The 22,001-nt window shown below is 62.7% G+C and carries 16 protein-coding genes and 1 pseudogene; 10 read left to right on the top strand and 7 right to left on the bottom strand.

Features of this window, described 5'->3' with window-relative positions; genetic code table 11:
• Positions 1–20: 20 nt before the first annotated feature.
• Complete coding sequence (locus F8N96_RS31920) at positions 21–4,922, bottom strand: NAD-glutamate dehydrogenase (RefSeq protein ID WP_150801159.1); 4,902 nt, start codon at positions 4,920–4,922, stop codon at positions 21–23.
• 504 nt (positions 4,923–5,426) lie between these two features.
• Here F8N96_RS31920 and F8N96_RS31915 point away from each other — a divergent pair.
• The 10 genes from F8N96_RS31915 (at position 5,427) to F8N96_RS31870 (ending at position 18,538) form a co-directional block, all read left to right on the top strand.
• On the top strand, positions 5,427–5,780 hold the full coding sequence (locus F8N96_RS31915; protein WP_150801158.1) for a hypothetical protein: 354 nt from the start codon (positions 5,427–5,429) through the stop codon (positions 5,778–5,780).
• A gap of 284 nt (positions 5,781–6,064) precedes the next feature.
• On the top strand, positions 6,065–7,024 hold the full coding sequence (locus tag F8N96_RS31910) for an AAA family ATPase (RefSeq protein ID WP_008150800.1): 960 nt from the start codon (positions 6,065–6,067) through the stop codon (positions 7,022–7,024).
• Positions 7,025–7,029: 5 nt separating this feature from the next.
• Positions 7,030–7,974: a DUF58 domain-containing protein gene (locus F8N96_RS31905; RefSeq protein ID WP_150801197.1), complete on the top strand. Its 945-nt coding sequence runs from the start codon at positions 7,030–7,032 to the stop codon at positions 7,972–7,974.
• On the top strand, positions 7,971–8,465 hold the full coding sequence (locus tag F8N96_RS31900) for a DUF4381 domain-containing protein (RefSeq protein ID WP_150801157.1): 495 nt from the start codon (positions 7,971–7,973) through the stop codon (positions 8,463–8,465). The genes F8N96_RS31905 and F8N96_RS31900 overlap by 4 nt, the downstream gene beginning before the upstream one ends.
• The gene (locus F8N96_RS31895) at positions 8,458–9,537 is read left to right on the top strand and encodes a vWA domain-containing protein (RefSeq protein WP_150801156.1); all 1,080 of its coding nucleotides are present in this window, start codon (positions 8,458–8,460) and stop codon (positions 9,535–9,537) included. The genes F8N96_RS31900 and F8N96_RS31895 overlap by 8 nt, the downstream gene beginning before the upstream one ends.
• Complete coding sequence (locus F8N96_RS31890) at positions 9,534–11,273, top strand: tetratricopeptide repeat protein (RefSeq protein WP_150801155.1); 1,740 nt, start codon at positions 9,534–9,536, stop codon at positions 11,271–11,273. Before F8N96_RS31895 ends, F8N96_RS31890 begins: the two co-directional genes overlap by 4 nt.
• On the top strand, positions 11,270–12,904 hold the full coding sequence (locus F8N96_RS31885) for a BatD family protein (protein WP_150801154.1): 1,635 nt from the start codon (positions 11,270–11,272) through the stop codon (positions 12,902–12,904). Before F8N96_RS31890 ends, F8N96_RS31885 begins: the two co-directional genes overlap by 4 nt.
• A 158-nt stretch (positions 12,905–13,062) precedes the next feature.
• Entirely contained in the window at positions 13,063–14,307 is a 1,245-nt protein-coding gene (locus F8N96_RS31880; RefSeq protein ID WP_150801153.1) for an exonuclease SbcCD subunit D C-terminal domain-containing protein, read from the top strand.
• The gene (locus F8N96_RS31875; protein WP_150801152.1) at positions 14,304–17,945 is read left to right on the top strand and encodes an SbcC/MukB-like Walker B domain-containing protein; all 3,642 of its coding nucleotides are present in this window, start codon (positions 14,304–14,306) and stop codon (positions 17,943–17,945) included. Before F8N96_RS31880 ends, F8N96_RS31875 begins: the two co-directional genes overlap by 4 nt.
• Positions 17,942–18,538, top strand: coding sequence for a glutathione S-transferase (locus tag F8N96_RS31870; protein WP_150801151.1), 597 nt, complete (start codon positions 17,942–17,944; stop codon positions 18,536–18,538). The genes F8N96_RS31875 and F8N96_RS31870 overlap by 4 nt, the downstream gene beginning before the upstream one ends.
• Positions 18,539–18,657: 119 nt before the next feature.
• On the opposite strand, the gene F8N96_RS31865 is transcribed toward F8N96_RS31870, so the two are convergent.
• From F8N96_RS31865 to F8N96_RS31840, 6 genes and pseudogenes are all read right to left on the bottom strand, one after another.
• Positions 18,658–18,915, bottom strand: coding sequence for a hypothetical protein (locus F8N96_RS31865; protein ID WP_150801150.1), 258 nt, complete (start codon positions 18,913–18,915; stop codon positions 18,658–18,660).
• Entirely contained in the window at positions 18,912–19,124 is a 213-nt protein-coding gene (locus F8N96_RS31860; RefSeq protein WP_150801149.1) for a hypothetical protein, read from the bottom strand. Before F8N96_RS31860 ends, F8N96_RS31865 begins: the two co-directional genes overlap by 4 nt.
• A 324-nt stretch (positions 19,125–19,448) precedes the next feature.
• On the bottom strand, positions 19,449–19,628 hold the full coding sequence (locus tag F8N96_RS31855; RefSeq protein WP_150801148.1) for a hypothetical protein: 180 nt from the start codon (positions 19,626–19,628) through the stop codon (positions 19,449–19,451).
• A gap of 155 nt (positions 19,629–19,783) precedes the next feature.
• A complete protein-coding gene (locus F8N96_RS31850; protein WP_150801147.1) occupies positions 19,784–20,953 on the bottom strand; it encodes a lactonase family protein in 1,170 nt (389 codons plus the stop codon).
• The gene (locus tag F8N96_RS31845) at positions 20,946–21,242 is read right to left on the bottom strand and encodes a DUF5629 family protein (protein ID WP_150801146.1); all 297 of its coding nucleotides are present in this window, start codon (positions 21,240–21,242) and stop codon (positions 20,946–20,948) included. Before F8N96_RS31845 ends, F8N96_RS31850 begins: the two co-directional genes overlap by 8 nt.
• Positions 21,243–21,441: 199 nt before the next feature.
• Positions 21,442–22,001: pseudogene (locus F8N96_RS31840) on the bottom strand (aldehyde dehydrogenase (NADP(+))); the annotation flags it as partial.

Genomic DNA, 22,001 nt, shown 5'->3' with positions numbered 1-22,001 from the left:
CTTTTTCGTTCAACGCCTGATCAGGCAGCCGGTTCCAGCACCTTGCTGGCCGGTGCAGCGGCAGGCACTACCGCTTGCCCGCTCAACGCCAGGTCCAACAGTTCGCGGTTGGCCACCGCGTACATGGCGTAGTCCGTGCCGCTGGCGGCTCGCAGTTCCACCAGCATGGCGCGCCAGCGCTCGACCATGCCTTCGTGCTGCTCCATCCACAGCTCCAGGCGTGTTTCCACGTCCTGGGAGCCATCGCCCTGTTGCAGGACCGAGATGGTGATCGCACGTTGTTGCCAGTCGACATCATCACGGAACGCTTCACGGGCCAGGGCCTGCCAGTTGTTTTCAACCGGCAGGGCGCTGATCTGTTGCAGGTACCAGGTGATGTCCAGCGCACTGCCCACGGCAAAGTAAGCCTTGGCCACGTCGACCGGGTTCTGGCCGGTCACGTCGGAGGCTTCGATGATCGGCAGCAAGGTGTACAGGTGAGTGGTGCCTGCAACCATCCGCGCCAGCAACTCGGGTACGCCAGCGGCAACGTAAGCCTGGTAACGAGTCTGCCAGCCGACCCGGGTCGGACCTTCCAGCAGTTCGTCGAGCTTGAGGCCCAGCGCCGCCAGGTGCGGACCGAAGTGCGCGACGTCACGGGCAGCGTTCTGCTCGTTGCGACGGCTGCGCAGGAACCAGCGCGTAGCGCGACGGCCCAGGCGCATCAGCTCATCCATCAGCTCCAGTTGCACGTCGGCCGATACCTGATAATCCAGGGCTTCGATCTGACGGAACCAATGCGGGAGGTGGAAGATGTCACGCACGATGACATAGGCACCGGCCACATTCGCCGGGCTCATGCCGGTCGACTCCTTGAGTCGCTGCACGAAGGTGATGCCCATGTGGTTCACCAGATCGTTGGCGATCTGGGTGCTGACGATTTCGCGCTTCAGGCGGTGACGGCGCATGGCGGCGGAGAACTTGCTCACCAGGCTTGGCGGGAAAGCGGTTTCCATGTCGCGCGTCAGGTAGTCGTCGTCCGGCACCAGGGAATTGAGCAGCGCCTCCTTGAGGTCGATCTTGCTGTAGGAAATCAGCACCGACAGCTCGGCACGGGTCAGGCCGTGGCCTTCCGCGACGCGCTCGTTGATGGCCTCTTCCGACGGCAGGAACTCAATGGCGCGATCCAGCTTGCCGCGGCTTTCCAGATCGTTCATCAGGCGCTTGTATTCGGCAATCCGCACGTAGGCACGACGGGCCGCCAGGGACAGGGCCTGAGTCTGCTTGTAGTTGTTGCCGAGCACCAGGTTGCCGACTTCGTCGGTCATGCTGCCGAGCAATTGGTTACGTTGCTTCTCGGTCATGTCACCGGCGTGCACGACTTCGTTGAGCAGGATCTTGATGTTCACTTCGTGGTCGGAGCAGTCCACGCCACCGGCGTTGTCGATGAAGTCGGTGTTGGAACCGCCGCCATTGAGACCGAATTCGACGCGGCCCAGTTGGGTCATGCCCAGGTTACCGCCCTCGCCCACCACCTTGCAGCGCAGTTCGTTGCCGTTCACGCGCAGTGCGTCGTTGGCCTTGTCGCCGACATCGGCGTGGCTTTCGCTGCTGGCCTTGACGTAGGTGCCGATGCCGCCGTTCCACAACAGGTCTACCGGTGCCTTGAGCAAGGCATTGAGCAGCTCGGTCGGGGTCAGCTTGTCGGCCTGGATGTCGAAGCGTTCTTTCATCTGCGGGGAAATCGCGATGCTTTTCGCGCTACGGGAGAAGATCCCGCCGCCTTCGGACATGATGCTGGTGTCGTAGTCCGACCAGGCCGAGCGCGGCAGGTCGAACAGGCGCTGACGCTCGGCGAAGCTGTTGGCCGGCTCCGGGTTCGGGTCGATGAAGATGTGCAGGTGGTTGAACGCGGCGACCAGTTGCAGCTTGTCGGACATCAACAAACCGTTGCCGAACACGTCACCGGCCATGTCGCCGACGCCCACGACGGTGATGCTGTCTTCCTGGACGTTGATGCCGCGTTCACGGAAGTGGCGTTGTACGCCGACCCACGCGCCCTTGGCGGTGATGCCCATTTTCTTGTGGTCGTAACCGGCCGAACCACCGGACGCAAAGGCATCGCCCAGCCAGAAGCCGTAATCGATGGCGATGCCATTGGCGATGTCGGAGAAGGTCGCAGTGCCTTTGTCCGCAGCGACGACCAGGTACGGGTCATCGTCGTCGTGACGCACGACGTTGACCGGCGGCACCAAGGCGCCGTCCTTGAGGTTGTCGGTAATGTCCAGCAGGCCCGAAATGAAGATGCGGTAGCAGGCGATGCCCTCGGCCGCGATCTCGTCACGGCTGCCGCCCAACGGCAGGCGCCGCGGCAGGAAGCCGCCCTTCGCCCCCACCGGCACGATGACCGAGTTCTTCACTTGCTGGGCTTTTACCAGGCCCAGCACTTCGGTACGGAAGTCTTCTTCACGGTCGGACCAGCGCAGGCCGCCGCGAGCGACGTTGCCGAAGCGCAGGTGCACGCCTTCGACGCGTGGCGAGTAAACGAAGATTTCGAACTTCGGAACCGGCTTCGGCAGCTCCGGAATCTGGTGCGGGTTGAACTTGAAGCTGAAGTACGACTTGTTCTGGCCCCGGGCATCGGTCTGGTAGAAGTTGGTGCGCAGGGTGGCCTTGATCAGGTCCAGGTAGCGACGCAGGATGCGGTCTTCGTTCAGCACCTGGACGTCGTCCAGAGCGCTCAGGATCGCGTGTTCCAGGCGTTGCTGCTTGTCTTCCAGGTCGTCGCTGGCGAGTTTGCGCGCAAGGTAGAAACGGGTCTTGAACAACCGGGTCAACTCGCGAGCGATGTCGGTGTGGTTGGTCAGGGTGCTGGCGATGTAGCCCAGGTCGAAGCCCAGACGGATCTGTTTCATGTAGCGGGCGTAAGCGCGCAGCAGCGCCACGTCACGCCACGGCAGGCCGGCGGTCAGTACCAGGCGGTTGAACGCATCGTTCTCGGCATCGCCGCGCACGATGTGGACGAAGGCGTCCTGCAGGGTGTCGTTGAGCTGCTGGATGTCGAGTTCCAGGCCTTCGGCGGCGGTGAACGCGAAATCATGAATCCAGAACTCGCGGCCATTGTTGTGACGCAGGCGATACGGGAACTCGCCCAGCACGCGCAGGCCGAGGTTTTCCAGGATCGGCAATACGTCCGACAGCGCCAGCGGCGTATCGGCGTGATACAGCTTGCAGTGCAGCATGCGCTGACCGGACACCTGGGCCAGCGGCTGGTAAAAGCTCATCACCAGCGGATTTTTTTCGCTCAGGCTCAGCAGATGCTGCATGTCGACCACCGCCGAGTGGGCGGCGAAACGCTCGCGGTAACCGGCCGGGAAGCCTTTGGGGAAGTCGGCCAGCACGTTGGTGCCATGGGCTTCGCCGAAGCTTTCGACGACCAGCGTGGCGTAGTCGTCCTGCCAGCTGCGGCAGGCTTGCACCACTTCTTTTTCCAGCTGGACCGGGTCGATGTCCAGGCGGTTCTTCGGATCGACGCGCAGAATCAACTGCACACGGGCCAGCACCGATTCGGAGAAGAAGGTCCAGAACTCGCAATCCGAGGCTTTCAGGCGATCCATCAGCACTTGCTGGATCTTCTGCCGCACTTCGGTGGAGTAGATGTCGCGCGGCACGTAGGCCAGGCAGTAGCAGAAGCGGCCGTACGGGTCTTTGCGCAGGAACACGCGGATCTTGTTGCGCTCCTGGATCTGCACGATCGACATTACGGTGTTGAACAGCTCGTCCACCGGGGTCTGGAACAGATCGTCGCGGGGCAGCACTTCCACCACCTGCGCCAGTTCCTTGCCCAGGTGGGCCTTGGCCTGGAAGCCGGAGCGGCGTTCGATTTCCTCGACCTTGCGGCGGATGTACGGGATGACCCGCACGCTCTCGCCATACACCGCCGAGGTGTACAGACCCATGAAACGGCATTCCTTGATGACCTTGCCGTCGGCATCGATTTCACGGATCGATACATAGTCCGGGTAGGCCGGACGGTGCACACGGCTTGGGTGCGCGGCCTTGGCGAACGACAGCAGGGTCGGTTCGCGCAGGTAGTTCACGGCGTAGTCTTCGATGCGCAGGTCATCGTAGGTCAGGCCGGTGCGCAGCAGCTTGGTCAGGCCGAGGAAGGAATCCTGGTCGTAGACGATATGACCACCGTCGGCTTCATCGCGGACCACGAATTCTTCATAGCCGAGGAAGGTGAAGTGGTTGCCCACCAGCCATTCCAGGAAGCTTTTGATTTCGGCTTTTTCTTCAGGGTCGACAGCGAACCGGCTGTTGTCCAGGCCGGTGAGGATTTCCTGGACCTTGGCTTTCATCGGCTCGAAATCGGCGACCGCGACGCGGACTTCGCCAAGCACCTGTTCCAGCTCTTTGCTCAGGACATTCAGTTCGGCCGTGTTGGCACAGCGATCGATTTCCAGGTACATCAGGGATTCTTGCAGGATCCCTTCGCCCTGGGTGCCCTTCGGCAGGATTTCCAGCAACTCGCCCTTGCTGCCGCGACGCACGCTCAGCACAGTGGTCTGCAAGGTATGGATGCTGTAGCCGCGGCGGTTCAGCTCGGTACGCACCGAGTCGACCAAAAACGGCAGGTCGTGGTGCAGCACTTCGACCGCGGTGTGGGTCGACTGCCAGCCGTGGCGTTCGTAATCGGGGTTGTAGACGCGCACTTGCGGTTGCGCGTGATCGAAGCGCTCAAGCAGGCGCCACGCGGAAAGGGTACAGCCGGCGAGGTCGGACAACCGACGCTGGGTCAGCTCGTCCAGGGAAATGATGCCGAAAAATTGTTCAGCGAACAGCGCCACTTGTGGCAGTGCCTGTTCACTGATGTGCTGCGCCAGTGCCGCTTGCAGTTGGTGCTGGAAGTCGGCTTTGCTGGCTGCGGTGAAGAACGCCATCTGTGGTACTCCGCTTGGGCTTGTTATTGATGGAAGCGTCGCGTGCAAAACCCCTTTCGGGGCGATCCGTCACCCTGTTCCTGATTCTCGGGCAGAGGAAACAGGATGACAGGTGGGTGAAGCTGGACGAGACACTCGGGTCACATTCACCTTCCATGAATGGGCATCTGTAAAAACGACTCTGCGATCGATTGCACAATGTCTTTACAGGTATCCATTCGATGCGCAGCTTAACCAGTGCGGCAAGGCCCGTGCTTGCGGTGCTGCGACATATTCGGTCATCGGTACGCAGTGCGTGGCCGATGCCTCGAACAACACTAGCAGGCACACAGGAAACCGGGCGTTATATGCCCGGCTTTACGGCACTTGCGTACTAAAAATGACCAGCAACACTCCAGATGACCACGACATGGACTCTGACACTCAGCCGAGCAGAAATTCCCGCGGGCTGGCAGAATTGGTTTTTTGTTGCGCCCACAACGCTCGCCGAGCCAGGATTTCCCCATGCAAATGACCACCCCCCTCTTGATCGTCAACCCCTGCGATGACGAGGAAGACAACATGGCGATGCTGTGCTGCCACAGTGAACGGGGCGATATGTTCCTGATGACTCGCTACCCGGACGAAGACGAACTGGAAATCACCCTCGACGGCGAGCCTTCGACCCTGGACGGCGTGAAAGTCACTCTCAGCCCTACTCGCCTGCTGATCGAAATTGCGGCGGCTGATGCCGATGCGTTGAATGGGGATGATTCTCTGGAGATCATTCACAACACTGATGCGAGCGATCTGGCGGAGGTGGAAGAAACCTTGCAGAATATTCTCAAGGGGACCGGGACCTATATCAGCGAGCTCTGATTCAGGCGCCTGTGCCGGCCCCTTCGCGAGCAGGCTCGCTCCCACAATGATCGCGTTTCAATCAACCGATTCGGTCACCTGTGGGAGCGAGCCTGCTCGCGAAGAGGTCCGAGAGCTCACCACCGAGCTCCCCGCCCTGCAAATTTCAAAGAGTTTCCTCAAGCATTTCCCACCTTTTAAGCAAAATGCCGTTAGTCGCCACCCCCCGCGATGCTTTAAAGTAACGCCCCCAGCCCTGGCGTTACCGGAACGTCTGCGGTCACCCTTTCCAGGAACAGTCATCGATGGAACATCGTGAAGCGCTGCTTGCGCTGCGAACCTTTCTTTCAACGCAGATTCTCGGCCAGGAAAAACTCATCGAGCGCTTGCTCATCGCCTTGCTTGCCGACGGCCACATGCTGGTCGAGGGCGCGCCGGGCCTGGCCAAGACCAAGGCCATCAAAGAACTCGCCGAAGGCATCGAAGCCCAGTTCCACCGCATCCAGTTCACCCCCGACCTGTTGCCGGCCGACATCACCGGCACGGAAATCTATCGCCCGGAGACCGGCAGTTTCGTGTTCCAGCAAGGGCCGATCTTCCACAACCTGGTGCTGGCGGACGAAATCAACCGGGCACCGGCCAAGGTCCAGTCGGCACTGCTCGAAGCCATGGGCGAGCGTCAGGTCAGTGTCGGGCGCAGCACCTATGAGTTGTCGCCGTTGTTCCTGGTGATGGCCACGCAGAACCCGATCGAGCAGGAAGGCACCTACCCGTTGCCCGAAGCGCAGCTGGACCGTTTCCTGATGCACGTGAAAATCGGCTTTCCGGACGCTGCCGTCGAACGCCGCATCCTGCAGCAAGCCCGCGGCGAAGCCTTGAACGGCGAAACCAAGCCCGAGCGACGGGTCAGCCAGCAGGCAATCTTCGCCGCGCGCAAGGAGATTCTCGGCCTGTACATGGCCGACGCCGTGGAGGAATACCTGGTGCAACTGGTCATGGCCACGCGCACCCCGGCCAAGTTCGACCCGGAGATGGCCGAATGGATCGCCTATGGCGCCAGCCCTCGCGGCTCGATTGCCCTGGACCGTTGCGCCCGGGCCCACGCCTGGCTCGCCGGGCGAGATTTCGTCAGCCCCGAAGACATTCAAGCCGTGCTGTTCGACGTACTGCGCCACCGCATCATTCTTTCCTTTGAAGCCGAAGCCGCCGGTATCGACCAGGACCGGGTGGTCCAGCGGATTCTCGACGTCGTAGCCGTCGCTTGACCCCGATGACCGCCATCCTGCCGTCCGAACCGGGCATCCGTGTCAGCCTCGCCGAACTGATCGAGATGCGCCATCGCGTGCGTGAAGTGCAATTGTTCTCCACGCCGAGCCAGCGCAGCCCGCTGATCGGCCTGCACCATTCGAAACTGCGAGGCCGTGGCGTGGATTTCGATCAGGTGCGGGTCTATCAGGCCGGCGACGACGTGCGCAGCATCGATTGGCGCGTCACCGCCCGCACCCAGGAGCCTCACACCAAGCTGTTCCACGAAGAACGCGAGCGCCCGATTTTCATCATGGTCGAGCAAAGCTGTCGACTGTTTTTCGGTTCGGGGCTGATGTTCAAATCGGTGCTCGCCGCCCAGGCCGCCAGTCTGATTGGCTGGGCGGCGCTGGGCCATAACGACCGGGTCGGCGGCCTGGTGTTCGGCGACAAGGAGCATTACGAGATCAAGCCACGGCGCAGCAAGCAAAGCCTGTTGCAGTTGCTCAACCGCCTGGTGCGGGTCAATCAGTCGTTGCACACCGAAACCGAGCCGGACCGCGACGCGTTCAACATGGCGCTGCGCCGTGCCCGGGAAGTCCTGCGTCCTGGCAGCCTGGTGATCGTGATCTGCGACGAACGCGCCCTGACCGAGGGCGCCGAACAGCAGCTGAGCCTATTGTCGCGCCATTGCGACCTGTTGCTGCTGCCGGTGTCCGATCCGCTTGATCATGCCCTGCCCGCCGCCGGGCTGTTGCGCTTCGCGGAACGGGGGGCGCAACTGGAACTCGACACCCTCAATTTCGACCTGCGCCAGACTTACCGCGCCCAGGCCGAGGCACGCGTCGCTCGCTGGGAACTGCTGGCGCAGAAACTGCGGGTACTGTTGATGCCGTTAAGCACCCAGAGCGAGATGGTCGAACAACTGCGCGAGTACCTGAACCCGGAACGTCCTGGGAAAAGCCGATGAGCAGCCTCGAGCAACTGCAACCGCTGATTTCGCCGCCACCGATCGAATTCTGGCCACCGGCGCCGGGCTGGTGGTTATTGCTGCTATTACTGCCTGCGGTCGGTCTCGGCCTCTGGCGGTTGCGGCGTTTGCTTTGCGACAAGCGCCCTGTGGTGCGCGCCGAACAGCCGCTGGACCCGGTGCGCATCGCGGCCCTGGCCGAGCTGGCACGGATGCCCAAGCCTTACGACGGCGCACCGGCCGGTGCCTGGCTGCAGCAACTCAACGGTTTGCTCAAGCGCCTGTGCCGCAACCACTATCCGTACAGCCAGAGCCATACCTTGAACGGGCGCAAATGGCTGGCCTTTCTCGACAACCGCTGCCCGGCCGCGGGGCTGACCCGCTGGATGGTGCTGGTCGAAGGCGCCTACAAACCGGAATGCAAGCTCGACGACAAGGCCATCGCCGGCCTGACCCAAGCCATCGAAACCTGGATTCGCAAGCATGTTTGAATTCGCCTGGCCGTGGATGTTCGCCCTGCTGCCGCTGCCCTGGCTGTTACGCCTGGTGCTGCCGGTGGCGGACAGTGGCGAGCCGGCGCTCAAGGTCAGCTTCCTCAGTGACCTCGAAGGCCTGGCCCGGCGCCGCGCCCGAGCCAACCTGCCGGCCTGGCGCCAACAAGCGCCGTTCATTCTCCTGTGGTTGTTGCTGCTGATCGCCGCGGCGCGCCCGCAATGGCTTGGCGAGCCGCTGCCGATTGCCGCCAGCGGCCGCGACCTGCTGGTCGCGGTGGACGTGTCCGGTTCCATGGACTTTCCCGACATGCGCTGGCAGGACGACGAGGTCAGCCGCCTGACATTGGTCCAGCATTTGCTCGGCGACTTCCTCGAACGTCGCGAAGGCGACCGGGTCGGGCTGATCCTGTTTGGCAGCCAGGCTTACCTGCAGGCACCGCTGACCTTTGACCGGCACACCGTGCGGGTCTGGCTCGACGAAGCGCGAATCGGCATCGCCGGCAAGAACACCGCGATCGGCGATGCCATCGGCCTGGCCCTGAAGCGGCTGCGCATGCGCCCGGCGCAAAGTCGCGTGCTGATTCTGGTCACCGACGGCGCCAATAACGGCGGCGAAATCAACCCGCTGACGGCGGCGCGACTGGCGGCACTCGAAGGGGTGAAAATCTACCCCATCGGCATCGGTGCCGATCCGGAGGACAGTGGCACCCTGGGCTTTCTGGGGATCAACCCGAGCCTGGACCTCGACGAGCCGTCCTTGAAAGCCATCGCCGACGCCACAGGCGGCAAGTACTTCCGCGCCCGCGATGGCCAGGAGCTGCAGGCGATCAAGGACATGCTCGACACACTCGAACCGGTGACGCAACAACCCACCCAGGCGCGTCCGGCCCAGGCCTTGTATCACTGGCCTCTGGCAATGGCGTTGCTGCTGAGCATGCTGCTGGTGGTCCGCGAACTCTGGCCGGACAACCCCTTGCAACGCCTCTTCACCAAGGATCTGTTCTTGCAATCGCAACTGCCCGGCTGGCGCCGGCGCCTCAACCGCCTGCGCCTGCGGAGACGCCGATGAGTGCGCTCTGGCCCTTCTTGTTTCGCCCCTGGTGGCTGCTGCTGTTGCCGCTGCTCGGCTGGCTGCTGTGGCAACTCTGGCACCGACAGAAACGTGCGGGGCGCTGGCAGATGATCCTGCCGCCGGCCTTTCATGCGGCGTTGCTCAGTGGTGGCAGCGGTCGCGCCAGCAAACTGCCATGGATCGCCCTGGGCGTGGCGTGGGTGCTGACCATCCTGGCGTTGCTGGGGCCGGGTTGGGAACGTGTCGAGCAAGCCAGTCAGAAACCGGCCGATCCGCTGGTGGTGATCCTGGAGCTGACCCCGGAAATGCTCGCCACCGACGTGACCCCGAACCGCCTGGAACAGGCGCGGCGCAAGCTGTTCGACTTGCTGCACTACCGCAGCGACGCCCAGACCGCCATCGTCGTCTACGCCGGCAGCGCCCACACCCTGGTACCGCTGTCGGATGACCTGTCCACCAGCCGTAATCTGCTGGATGCGCTCAAGCCGTCGCTGATGCCCCAGGCCGGCCATCGCGCCGACCTGGCCGTGGGCAAGGCCCTTGCCCTGCTGAATCAGGGCGCCCTCGGCGCGGGGCGGATCCTGCTCATCGGTTCGACCCTGACCGAACAGGAGCGTCAAGGGATCCGTCAGGCGTTGGAGGGCAAACCGACGCAATTGCTGATGCTCGGCATCGGCACTGCCGAAGGAGCGCCGATCACGCAGGAGGACGGCAGTTTCCTCAAGGATGGCCAGGGCGCGATCCTGGTGCCGCATCTGGACGAACCCGGCCTGAAAGCCTTTGCCAGTGCACTGGACGGGCGCTATCGCCACGCGCGCCTGGACGATGCCGATCTGCGTGCGTTAGGCCTGCTCGACGGCCCGCGCACACTGATCAATGACGGCCAGACCGTGCGCCTCGACAGCTGGGCCGATCAGGGTTACTGGCTATTGTTGCCGCTGTTGCTGCTGGCAGCCTGCGCCGGTCGCCGCGGCTGGCTGTTCTGCCTGCCGCTGCTGTTGCTGCTGCCGCAAGCCGGCTACGCCTTCGACTTCCAGGACCTGTGGCTGCGACCGGATCAGCAAGGTATGCACTTGCTCAACCAGAAGCGCCCGGCGGAGGCCGCAGAGCATTTCGCCGACCCGCAATGGCAAGGCGTGGCGCTGTATGAAGCCGGCGACTACAGTGGCGCCGCTCAGCGGTTCGCCGCAGGCAACGACGCCCACGCCCACTACAATCGAGGCAACGCCCTGGCCAGGAGCGGTGAGCTGGAAGCAGCGCTGGACGCTTACGAACAGGCGCTCGAACGTCAGCCGGATTTACGCCCGGCGTTGACCAACAAGGCACTGGTGGAAAATCTGATCAAGCAGAAAAACACCCCGCCGCAGGTCAAGCCGGAGCAAAACCCGGGCGACCAAAACCAGGCCAGCCAGCAGCAACCACCGCCCGGCGCGGCCACTCAATCATCGGGCAACGGCGAACCGCAAACCGACGCCCAACAGTCCACGGCAGATGCCGGGCAGCCGTCGGCGACGCCGCCAAAACCGGGGGCCAACGAAGTCCCCGGCAGTGAGCTGGGGGATGAACAGCACACCAGGCCGCCGATGCGCCCGACAACTGACAGCATCGATGGCGAACAGCGCCAGGCGTTGGAGCAATGGCTGCGCAAGATCCCGGATGACCCGGGCGAATTGCTCAGGCGCAAATTCTGGTACGAACAGCAACAACATCAGGATCAGGGAAAAACTCGATGACCCGCTTCACCCTCTCCATGCTGGCGCTGCCGCCTGCTCTGTTGCTCTGCACCGTTCAGGCCCAGGCCGCGGAGCTGGTCGCCAGTGTGGATCGCAGTCGCCTGAACTCCGGCGAGACGGTCGAACTGACCCTGGAAACCTCAGACATGACGCAGTTCGGCAAACCTGACCTGACGCCGCTGGAGCCAATGTTCGAAGTGCGCGGCACCCGGCAGGTCAACCAGTTGACCACCCTTGAAGGTGACAACCGTGCGACCACCCGGTGGATCATCACCCTGCTGCCTCGGCAGACCGGCAGCGTGGAGATTGCGTCGCTGCAACTGGGTGAGGCGCAGAGCCAGCCGATCACCCTGCAAGTGGTCCAGAGCGAAACCCAGGACAGCCGCCACCAACTGGCCCCGGTGTTCATCGACGCCAGCCTCGATCAAAACAGCGTGTACGTCCAGGCCCAGGCGATCCTGACCCTGCGGATCTACCATTCGGTGTCGCTGTACGATGACAGCAGCCTGCCGCCCCCGCAGATCGCCGATGTACGCATCGAGCAACTGGGCGAGTCGCGCACCTATGAGAAAGACATCAATGGCCTGCGCCACGGCGTGATCGAAATGCGCTACGCGATCTACCCGCAGCACAGCGGTGAGGTGATCATTCCGGCGCAGATCTTCAATGCCGCCTTGGTGGACGCCACCTCCCAGGTACCGAAATCCGGCAAGCTGATGCGCGTCAGCTCCTCTGAGATCATGCTGGTGGTCAAGGCCAAACCGAGCGCTTATCCGGCCGATTTGCCCTGGCTGCCGGCTCGAAGCCTGAGCCTGAGCGAAAGCTGGAACCCGCAACCGGATCATGCGCAGGTGGGCGACTCCCTGACCCGTCGCCTGATCGTGAAGGCCGAGGGCCTGGCCAGTTCGCAATTGCCACCGTTGCCCGCCACCGACGTCAACGGCTTGCGGCGCTACCCGGATCAACCGGTGCTGGGCAACCAGAACAGCGAACGCGGCCTGATCGGCAGTCGCGAAGACCGCGAGGCCCTGGTGCCGACCCGTAGCGGCGCCATCGAGTTGCCTGCGGTGGAAGTGACCTGGTGGAACACGTTCGAGGATCACCTGGAACATAGCAGCCTGCCGGCCCAGACCCTGCACGTGGCGAACAATCCGAGCCTGATGGTCGACACGGCGGCCGGCGCACCCACCGCCATTTCCGCCGTCGCCGGCGAAACCCTCTGGCGCTGGAAACTCAGCACCCTGGTCCTGGCCTGCACCACCCTCCTGGGCTTCGGTCTCTGGTGGCGCGCCCGCTGGCAACCGGCGATCCTGCGAACCGCGCAGACCGGCCCGAGCCCGCGCACGGTGCTCGACGAACTCAAGCGTGCCTGTCAGGCCAATTCCCCCCACGCCACTCGCCAGGCCCTCGACGCCTGGGCCCGACAACAACCGGAAACCCTGGCCGACATGGCCGCTCGCTTCGTACCGCTGTCTAACGCCCTCGACGGGCTGAACGGCGCGCTCTACAGCGAAACCGGCCAATACTGGCAAGGCGAGGAACTGTGGCGCGCGATCAAGGCGATCCCGATTGCCGATCGGGTACATGACCCGGTGGGCGACAGCGGGTTGCCGCCGCTTTATCCGAAATAAGAGCAAAAGATCTTCCGGTTGTACCGGACCCGTGTAGGCGCTGCCGAGGGTTCGGATCGCCTTCGGACGATCTTTTGGCTGTTTGCCAGTAAACTCTCTCCCCTTTCGCCGCCATCATTTTCCTCGCGGCCATTACCTTATTTCCCACGGAGTTCGCCTTGCGTCTGTTTCACACCTCCGACTGGCACCTCGGGCAGAACTTGCACGGCCAGGATCGCGATTTCGAGCACGGTTGTTTCCTCGACTGGCTGCTGCGCCAGCTCAAGCAGGACCTGCCCGACGTCCTGCTGATCGCCGGCGATATCTTTGACACGGTCAACCCGCCGGTCAAAGCCCAGGAACGCCTTTACGACTTTATCGTCAGCGCCCACGAGCAGCAGCCCAAGCTGACGATCGTGATGATCGCCGGCAACCACGATTCCGGCTCGCGCATTGAGCTGCCCGCGCCGTTGATGCGCCGTTTGCGCACCCATGCCCTGGGGCGGGTGCTGTGGCTGGACGACGGTCAACTCGACGCCGAGCGGCTGCTTTTGCCATTACCGAATGCCAAGGGCAAGACCGTCGCCTGGTGCCTGGCGCTGCCGTTCCTGCGCCCGGCCGAAGTCACCGGCGCGCACCTGGGCGACAACTACCTGCGCGGTATCGGCCAGGTTCACGAATGGCTGATCGCAGCCGCCAATGCCAAGCGCAAACCCGGCCAGGCGCTGATCGCCATCAGTCACGCGCACATGGCCGGCGGTTCGGTGTCGGAAGACTCCGAGCGCAGCCTGATCATCGGCAATGCCGAAGCCCTGCCCGCCAGCCTGTTCGGGCCGAGCATCAGCTACGTCGCCCTCGGGCATTTGCACAAGCCGCAGAAGGTCAACGCCGAAGACCGCATCCGTTACAGCGGTTCGCCGATTCCGCTGTCGTTTTCCGAGATCGGTTATCAGCATCAGATTCTCGACGTCATCCTCGACGGTGAAACCCTGGTCAGCGTCGAACCCAAGCTGATTCCCCGCGCGGTGAATCTGCAGCGCATCGGGCCGGCGCCTTTGGCCGAGATTCTGCTGCAACTGGCCGACCTGCCAAACATCGACTTGCTGGCCGACATTCAGCGCCAGCCTTGGCTGGAAGTCCGGGTGCGCCTGGATGAGCCGCAACCCGACCTGCGCCATCAAGTCGAAAGCGCCCTGCAAGGCAAAGCCGTGCGTCTGGTGCGCATCGCCGCGGAATATGCCGGCAACGGCAACCGCGATGGCGTCGATGACGGCACGACGCTGGTCGAACTGGACCAGCTCACGCCCCAGGAATTGTTCAGCCGCGCGTGGCAGGACAGCTACGGCAGCGAGGTCGATGAGCAAACGCTGAAGGATTTTGCAGAGTTGTTGCATGACGTGCAGATGGAGAGCGAACAACCATGAAGATCCTCGCGATCCGCCTGAAGAACCTCGCCTCGCTGGCTGGGCCGTTCGAGATCGACTTCACCGCTGAACCGCTGGCCAGCGCCGGTCTGTTCGCGATTACCGGCCCCACCGGCGCGGGTAAAAGTACCCTGCTCGATGCCTTGTGCCTGGCGTTGTTCGGCGCCGTGCCACGCTTGAGCAATGCGCAGACGTCGGCCAAGGCGCCGGACGCCGATGGCGAAATCGGCACCGGCGACCCGCGCACCCTGCTGCGTCGCGGCACCGGGGAAGGTTATGCCGAAGTGGATTTCGTCGGCATTGACGGCCGTCGTTACCGTGCACGCTGGGAAGCCAATCGCGCTCGGGAAAAGGCCGGCGGCAAACTGCAGGCCAGCCGCCAAAGCTTGCGCGACATCGATCAGGATCAGCTGCTGGCCAGCCAGAAAGTCGAATTCAAGAACCAGCTTGAAGCGGTGCTGGGCCTGAACTTCGAGCAGTTCACCCGGGCGGTGCTGCTCGCCCAAAGCGAGTTCAGTGCCTTCCTCAAGGCGAACGACAACGAACGCAGCGAGCTTCTGGAAAAACTCACCGACACCGCGCTCTACACCCGCCTGGGTCGCCGCGCCTTCGACAAAACCAAGGAAGCCCGCGAAACCCACAAGCTGCTGCAGGACCAGGCCACCGGCGTCACGCCGCTGGCGCCGCAAGCCCGGGCGGAACTGGATGAGCGATTCAACCAGGCGCAACAGCAACTCAAGACGCAACAGGCGCAGCTCAAACAGCTTGAGTTGCAACACACCTGGCTCAAGGACCTGCGCCAGTTGCAGGACGCGCAACTCAGCGCCACCGAACAACTGACCGGCGCCCAACAGCATTGGCACAGCCTGGCTGGCCAACGCCTGACATTGTCCCGGCTGGAGCAACTGGCGCCGCAACGGCACCAGTTCGCGCGCAAGGCCGAACTCAGCGCCCAGCTCACGCCGCTGGCTGCGCAGATTGAACAGCACACCCGCCAGCAAGCCGAGCTGAGCGAACGTCAGGCGCAACTCGAACTCGGCCTGGCGGCGGCGCAAACCGCGCTGATCGAAGCCCAACACCAGCACAGCGCCTGCGCGCCGCTGCTGCGCCAGGCTTTTGAAGAGCAAAGCGCCCTCGCCCGCCTGGACAGGGAAGCCGCTCAGCGTGCAGACCTCAAGCAACAGGCAGAACTGGCCTGCACCCAAGGGCAGCAACGGATCCAGGGCTTGCTCGAGCAACAACAGCAGGTAGCCGCACGTCTGCAGCGAATCGCCGGGGAGCTTGAACAAAGCACCCACCTGGCACCGCTGAGCGAAGCCTGGAACGCCTGGCGCGACCGTTTGCAGCAGCTGATGCTGGTGGGCAATCGCCTGATCCAGGGCCAGGCCGAACTGGCCGCCCTGGAACAGAGCGCCACCCGCGCCGCCGAGGCGCTGGCGGCGCAAAAGCAGCATCTGGAAGTGCTGTACAAAGAAGCCGGCGCCGAGCCGGAAGCCGTGGCGGAGCAGATTCAGCTGCTGGGCAACCTGCTGCAGGACAACCGCAAGCAACTGCGGGCATTTGAAGAGCTGACACGGCTGTGGGCCAGCCAGCAGGAACTCGACAAGCGTGCCGCCGAGCTGCAACAGCGCCAGTCAACCGCGCAGCAAGAACGCGAGCGCCTGACCCAGGACGGCGTGCACACCAAAAACCAATTGACGGTCGCCGAACAGACCCTGACCGTCACCCGCGAACTGCTGGAACGCCAGCGTCTGGCCCGCAGTGCCAGCGTTGAAGAATTGCGCGAGCAACTGCAGGACGATCAGCCTTGCCCGGTGTGCGGCAGCCCTGATCATCCTTACCATCAGCCCGAAGCCTTGTTGCAAAGTCTCGGTCGGCACGATGACAGTGAACAGGCCAACGCCCAGAAAGCGGTCGACCTGCTCAAGGAAAAACTCACCGACCTGCGCGCTGAAGTCGGTGGCCTGATCGCCCAGCAACGGGAGTTTCTGCAACAGCAGGAGCAGCTCGGCGCGCAGCAACAGAGCCTGACGCCCAGCCTCGAAGCGCATCCGCTCTCAGCACAGTTGCTGGCTCAGGACAGGCTCAAACGCGATGCCTGGCTGGCCCAGCAAAACAGTCAGCTGAACCAAAGCATCAGCCAGGACGAACAGCGCCAATCCGCCCTGCTCACCCTGCAACAGGATGCCGCGCGCCTGCAACAGCAGTTGCGCAGCGCCGAAACGGCGAGCCAGCAGGCGACCCAGCACCTGAGTCATCAGCAACAGGCATTGCGCAGTGATCGCCAGCGTCTGGACGAAGAGCTGGCGGCATTCAGCACCCTGCTCCCGGCCGAAACGCTGGAAGCCTTGCGCAACGAGCCCGCTGCGACCTTCATGCAGCTCGACCAGCAGATCGCCCAGCGCCTGGCACAACTCGATCAGCAGCGCGACGAACTTGGCGAACAGCAACTGCGCCAGCAGACGCTGGAAAAAGAGCAAGATCGCCAGCTCACCCGCGTCCAGCAACTGGAAACCGCGCAGCAGCAATTCACGGTCATCAAAGAGCAGCAACAGGCTTGCCAGCAGAAACTGGCGCAATTGCTCGGCCAACATACCAGCGCCGAGCAGTGGCAACAGCAACTCGACCAGGCTGTGGAACAGGCGCGCACTGGCGAAGCAACGGCCAGCCAGGAACTGCAAGGCGTGCGCACGGGACTGGTGCAACTGGCCGCCGAGCTCAAGGCACAGCAGCAACGCCTGCTCGCGCTGCAAACCGAAGATCGCGATCTGGGCGGCAAGATCGCCGACTGGCGCGCCTTGCACCCGGAACTGGATGATGGCGGCCTGGAAAACCTGTTGAACGTCGATGACCTGCAGGTCAGCGAACTGCGCCAGCAGTTACAACAAAGCGAAAAAGCCATCGAGCAGGCCAATGTCCTGCTGCAGGAGCGCAATCAGCGGCTGCTGGCCCATCAGGCGCAGCACAATGGCAATCTCGACGCCGAGCAACTGGCCACGGCGCTTGCCGAACTGCAAAGCCTGGCGGCCGCCAGCGAACAGCAGTGCGCCGAACTGCGCGCCGAACAGGCCGAGGATCAACGCCGGCAGAACGCCAATCAGGCCCTGGCCCAGCAGATCGCCGACGCCTATACCGAATATCAGCGCTGGGCCCGCTTGAATGCCCTGATCGGCTCGGCCACCGGCGACACCTTCCGCAAGATCGCCCAGGCCTACAACCTCGACCTGCTGGTGCATCATGCCAACGTCCAATTGCGCCAACTGGTGCGCCGCTATCGCCTGAAACGCGGCGGCAGCATGTTGGGATTGCTGGTGATGGACACCGAGATGGGTGACGAACTGCGTTCGGTGCATTCGTTGTCCGGCGGCGAGACGTTCCTGGTTTCGCTGGCATTGGCATTGGGCCTGGCATCGATGGCCTCGAGCACGCTGAAAATCGAATCGCTGTTCATCGATGAAGGCTTCGGCAGTCTCGATCCGGAATCCCTGCAACTGGCCATGGACGCCCTCGACGGCTTGCAGGCCCAGGGGCGCAAGGTCGCGGTGATCTCCCACGTCCAGGAAATGCACGAGCGCATTCCGGTGCAGATTCAGGTCCGCCGCCAGGGCAACGGCTTGAGCACCCTGGAGGTGAAATGAATACCCTGTATTCGTTCCGCCGCTGTCCCTATGCCATGCGGGCGCGCATGGCCCTGCGCTATAGCGGGGTTGTCGTGGACATTGTCGAGGTCAGCCTGAAGGCCAAACCCGCCGAGATGCTCGCGTTGTCGAGCAAGGGCACGGTGCCGGTGTTGAGCGTCGACGGCCAGGTGATCGATGAAAGCCTGTCGATCATGCGCTGGGCCCTGGCGCAGAACGATCCGCAGGATTGGTTGCTCAAGGATGACCCTGTCGGGCAGCAACGCATCGCCGAGCTGATCGAAGCGAACGATCAGGTATTCAAGCTGCAGCTCGATCGCTACAAATACGCCGAGCGTTATCCCGAGCAGCCGATGGCGATCTATCGCGCCGAGGGTGAAGTGTTTTTGCGTCAGCTCGATGAGCTGCTGCAGGGCCGTGAGTATTTGCTGGCGAACCATCCCAGTCTGGCGGATGTGGCGCTGATGCCCTTCGTGCGGCAATTCGCCCATGTCGATCGGGAGTGGTTTGCGCAGACGCCCTACTTGCGTTTGCAGGGCTGGTTGCAGCGGTTTCTGGAGTCAGACCTGTTCACATCAGTGATGGCAAAGTAAACACGGACCCTGTAGGAGCCGGCTTGCCGGCGAAGGCGTCTGCAAGGGTGATGCAAGGCTTGAGGCCGCCTTCGCCGGCAAGCCGGCTCCTACAGGGGATGGGGGGTTGTCTGGAATTTTCAGGCCAACACTTCGCACATCTCAATCACCGAGCAATCCACGTGAAAGGGTCCGAAAAATCCTTCCTGGCGCTTGATCGGCGGATTGCCGGCCAGCAGCCCCAGGGCTTTTGCGGTCTCGATGTTGCGTGCAAGATTGTGATTGGCTTCGATGGCCCGCGCCACCGATCCCGCCGAAGCATGCCCGATCCCCAGCAGGGATGATCCATTGGTCATGAACGCCAGGAAGGCGATGACCCAAAGTCTGTACCCTTTCATGCGCCAGCGATCCCCGCGATCTGAGCCTGATCGACCGCCGCGTTTTGCGCACGGTGTTCAAACTGGATGCCGGGATGAGCGACTTGAATCGGCGCTTCGATGGTTTGAAGCGACTGAGGAGAAAGGCTGAACACCAGGACCATGGCCAGGTAGAGACCGATCGCCACATAGGCGCCGCGCTTGGCAGAAGTGAGGATTGTGCTGGCCATGATGTTCTCCGCAGGCATGTTTCGATGCCCACAGAATCGATCAAAAAAGTCGTGACAACCACTCAGGGTTATCCATAGTGAACATCAGCTTCGTTGATCATTAAGCCCGTCTATCCCGGTCTTCAATAAAACCTATCAAGCGTCCGCGCGCAGCGCTGCAGCGCTTGTTCATGGGCTGGGCAGCAAAGGAATGGGGATGGAGAAATGGACAATGATGCGGCGTAAACGCGTTATGCAGGAGCGACATCACTTCATGGCCTTTCGACCCGGGCGGTCGAGCGGCAAGTGATTTCGCTCCTGCATAAAGTGTGCAGGGTTCAGCTTTCAGTGTTGGCTTTTGTGATCCAGGGCGGCGTAGAAATTGGCGCTCTGCTGCAGGTATTTCTGGGTGTAGCTCTGGGCATGGGATTTTTTGTCGCTGATTTCAACGTTGGCGCTGACTGGCAGCGCCACGGTGGCGGAGATGGCGGATGCGGCGATCACGGAGAAGAGATTGAAGTTCATGGCGGTAGTCCTCGAAGTCAGTAGGCTTGCTTGCCCGGTGGGGCCGTGGAGCAAACTTAACCTTCGAGGTTGGCACCTTGAAATCTTTTGTAGCAGTAGCAGATATCAGCGTCATTAATAGAAGGGTGCAGGCCCCATCAACCGGGGCCTGCGGCCTATTGACGCACCAGGAACCTGAGGTCGCTCGGGGCATCCATCGGCAGTTTCTGCACGGTTTTACCCAGCAGGCCGGTCTTGGCATCGCGCTCGAGGACCACAATCTGGTTGCTCTTCTGGTTGGCGATCAACAGGAACTTGCCACTCGGATCGAGGCTGAATTCGCGCGGATGATCGCCTTCCACGGAGCGCCGCTGCAGCTCCTTGAGGTGGCCCGTCGCAGGGTCGATGGCGAACACCAGCAACTGATTGGCGGTGCCACGGTTGCTGACGTAGAGGAACTTGCCATCGGCCGAAGCATGCAGCGCCGCCGCTGCCTTGTCCGACACGGGCTGGCCCGCCGCCAGGTCGACCATTTGCGTCTGTTCCAGCCGGCCGTCCCGGTAATCGAACACCGCCACCTGCGCGCTCATTTCCATGGTCAGCCACGCGTGTTGGCCATCGGCGCTGAACAGCAGGTGCCGTGGCCCGCTGCCGGGAGGCAACTGGACCGAGGCCGGTTTGGCCGCAGTCAATGGCAGGTCCGGATTGGCCTTGGGGTCGAAGCGATAGACAAAAATCCGGTCCGCTCCCAGGTCATTGGAAAACACGTAGCGGCCGTCTGGCGATGAGAGGGTCGAATGCACATGGGCCGACATCTGCCGCTCGGGATTGACCCGGCTGGCGGGATGACTGCTCATTTGCACCACGGGCTGGAGCTTGCCGTCGGCACCCACCGGCAACACCGCCAGGGTGCCGCCCGGATCTTCGGCCACCGAGTAGTTGCTGACAAACAGGTGACTGGCCTCGCCGCTGAGGCTCGAGTGCGTCGGCTCGTTGCCCAGGCTCTGCACCTGATTGATCAGGCTCAGTTCATGGGTTTCGGGATCGATCGCATAACTGCTGACGCGCCCTACCGGATCAGCCTGCCCCGGGCCGTTTTCGTTGACCACGAACAATCGGCGCTGATCCCTGGACAGGGTCAGCCAGGACGGGTTTTCGCTGTTGACCACTTGCAAGGGTCTGGCGTCGATCTGCCCGGTGGAACTGTCGAACTTCAGGCGATAAATCCCTTGGCTCTGGCCGGCGGTGTAAGAACCGACCAGCAGCTGATAATCATCAGCCGTCGCGGTCTGTACGCCCATCGCGCCAACGCTGCCGGCGATCAACAGCGGCCAGAGATTACGCATCCTCATTGGTCTCGTCCTGGTCGTCTCCGCCGCCGAACGCGTCCATCGGTACCAACCGGTGCTCGCCGGAATCACCGGTAATGATCCAGCTCTTCAAATCCGGGTCGAACGTCGCTGCCGCGATCTGCGCCATGCTGAACGCCCAGCGTTTGAGCGCGCGGCCGTCCATGCATTCGATGTGCAGGTTGTCATCTTCATCGAGGGAGAAATCGAAGGCGTGCAGCCCGTCGATTTCCAGCATGTCGCAGTGTTCGAGGGCGCTGAGCAAGGTGTCGGTTGAGGCAGTCATGGCAGTCGATCTTTGAATAGGAAAGACGCAATGATAGCTCAATGTGGGCACGGGCCTGCGCCGACCCAAAAACTCCCACACAATGCCCCCCCTGTAGGAGCCGGCTTGCTGGCGAAGGCGGTGGATCAGTCGACATCGTTGTCACTGAACGGACGCTTTCGCTGGCAAGCCAGCTCCTACAGGGGGGTGTGTTTAGCGGTTAGAGGGCCTCGCGGGAGGGTTGGCCGTCGACCAGTCGCTGGATCTGCAGCGGATTGGCATTCTTCAACGCTTCAGGCAGCAGGCTGTCGGGGTAGTTCTGGAAACACACCGGCCGCAGGAAGCGGTCGATCGCCAAGGTACCCACCGACGTTCCGCGGGCATCGGACGTCGCCGGATACGGCCCGCCGTGGACCATCGAATCGCAGACCTCCACACCGGTCGGATAACCGTTGAGCAGGATCCGCCCGACCTTCTGTTCCAGCAACGCCGTCAGCTCGCCGAACTGTTCGAAGTCCGCCGATTCGCCGATGATGGTCGCCGTCAACTGCCCATGCAGGCCATTCAACGCGGCACTCAGTTGCGCCTGGTCCGCGACCTCGACGAACACCGTGGTCGGGCCGAACACTTCTTCCTGCAGCACTTCGTCGCCATCGAGCAACAGGCTGACATCCGCCTTGAACAATTGCGGCTGGGCCTGATTCCCTGCCTGCGGGCTACCGGCCAGGTGTTCGATGCCCGAATGAGAAAGCAACTTCTGCAGACCTTGGCCATAGCTGC

Origin of the sequence: Pseudomonas fluorescens (assembly GCF_902497855.1) — a bacterium.
In the GTDB taxonomy this organism is placed as follows: Bacteria; Pseudomonadota; Gammaproteobacteria; order Pseudomonadales; family Pseudomonadaceae; genus Aquipseudomonas; species Aquipseudomonas fluorescens_BI.
This window is presented reverse-complemented; position numbering and strand designations above follow the sequence as displayed.

Bases quoted from the DNA above. Each gene is read 5' to 3' on its own strand.
- F8N96_RS31865 (WP_150801150.1), bottom strand. From the start codon at position 18,915: ATGAAAGGGTACAGACTTTGGGTCATCGCCTTCCTGGCGTTCATGACC.
- F8N96_RS31905 (WP_150801197.1), top strand. From the start codon at position 7,030: ATGACCGCCATCCTGCCGTCCGAACCGGGCATCCGTGTCAGCCTCGCC.
- F8N96_RS31875 (WP_150801152.1), top strand. From the start codon at position 14,304: ATGAAGATCCTCGCGATCCGCCTGAAGAACCTCGCCTCGCTGGCTGGG.
- F8N96_RS31860 (WP_150801149.1), bottom strand. From the start codon at position 19,124: ATGGCCAGCACAATCCTCACTTCTGCCAAGCGCGGCGCCTATGTGGCG.
- F8N96_RS31850 (WP_150801147.1), bottom strand. From the start codon at position 20,953: ATGCGTAATCTCTGGCCGCTGTTGATCGCCGGCAGCGTTGGCGCGATG.
- F8N96_RS31895 (WP_150801156.1), top strand. From the start codon at position 8,458: ATGTTTGAATTCGCCTGGCCGTGGATGTTCGCCCTGCTGCCGCTGCCC.
- F8N96_RS31885 (WP_150801154.1), top strand. From the start codon at position 11,270: ATGACCCGCTTCACCCTCTCCATGCTGGCGCTGCCGCCTGCTCTGTTG.
- F8N96_RS31870 (WP_150801151.1), top strand. From the start codon at position 17,942: ATGAATACCCTGTATTCGTTCCGCCGCTGTCCCTATGCCATGCGGGCG.
- F8N96_RS31900 (WP_150801157.1), top strand. From the start codon at position 7,971: ATGAGCAGCCTCGAGCAACTGCAACCGCTGATTTCGCCGCCACCGATC.
- F8N96_RS31915 (WP_150801158.1), top strand. From the start codon at position 5,427: ATGCAAATGACCACCCCCCTCTTGATCGTCAACCCCTGCGATGACGAG.
- F8N96_RS31845 (WP_150801146.1), bottom strand. From the start codon at position 21,242: ATGACTGCCTCAACCGACACCTTGCTCAGCGCCCTCGAACACTGCGAC.
- F8N96_RS31890 (WP_150801155.1), top strand. From the start codon at position 9,534: ATGAGTGCGCTCTGGCCCTTCTTGTTTCGCCCCTGGTGGCTGCTGCTG.
- F8N96_RS31920 (WP_150801159.1), bottom strand. From the start codon at position 4,922: ATGGCGTTCTTCACCGCAGCCAGCAAAGCCGACTTCCAGCACCAACTG.
- F8N96_RS31910 (WP_008150800.1), top strand. From the start codon at position 6,065: ATGGAACATCGTGAAGCGCTGCTTGCGCTGCGAACCTTTCTTTCAACG.
- F8N96_RS31855 (WP_150801148.1), bottom strand. From the start codon at position 19,628: ATGAACTTCAATCTCTTCTCCGTGATCGCCGCATCCGCCATCTCCGCC.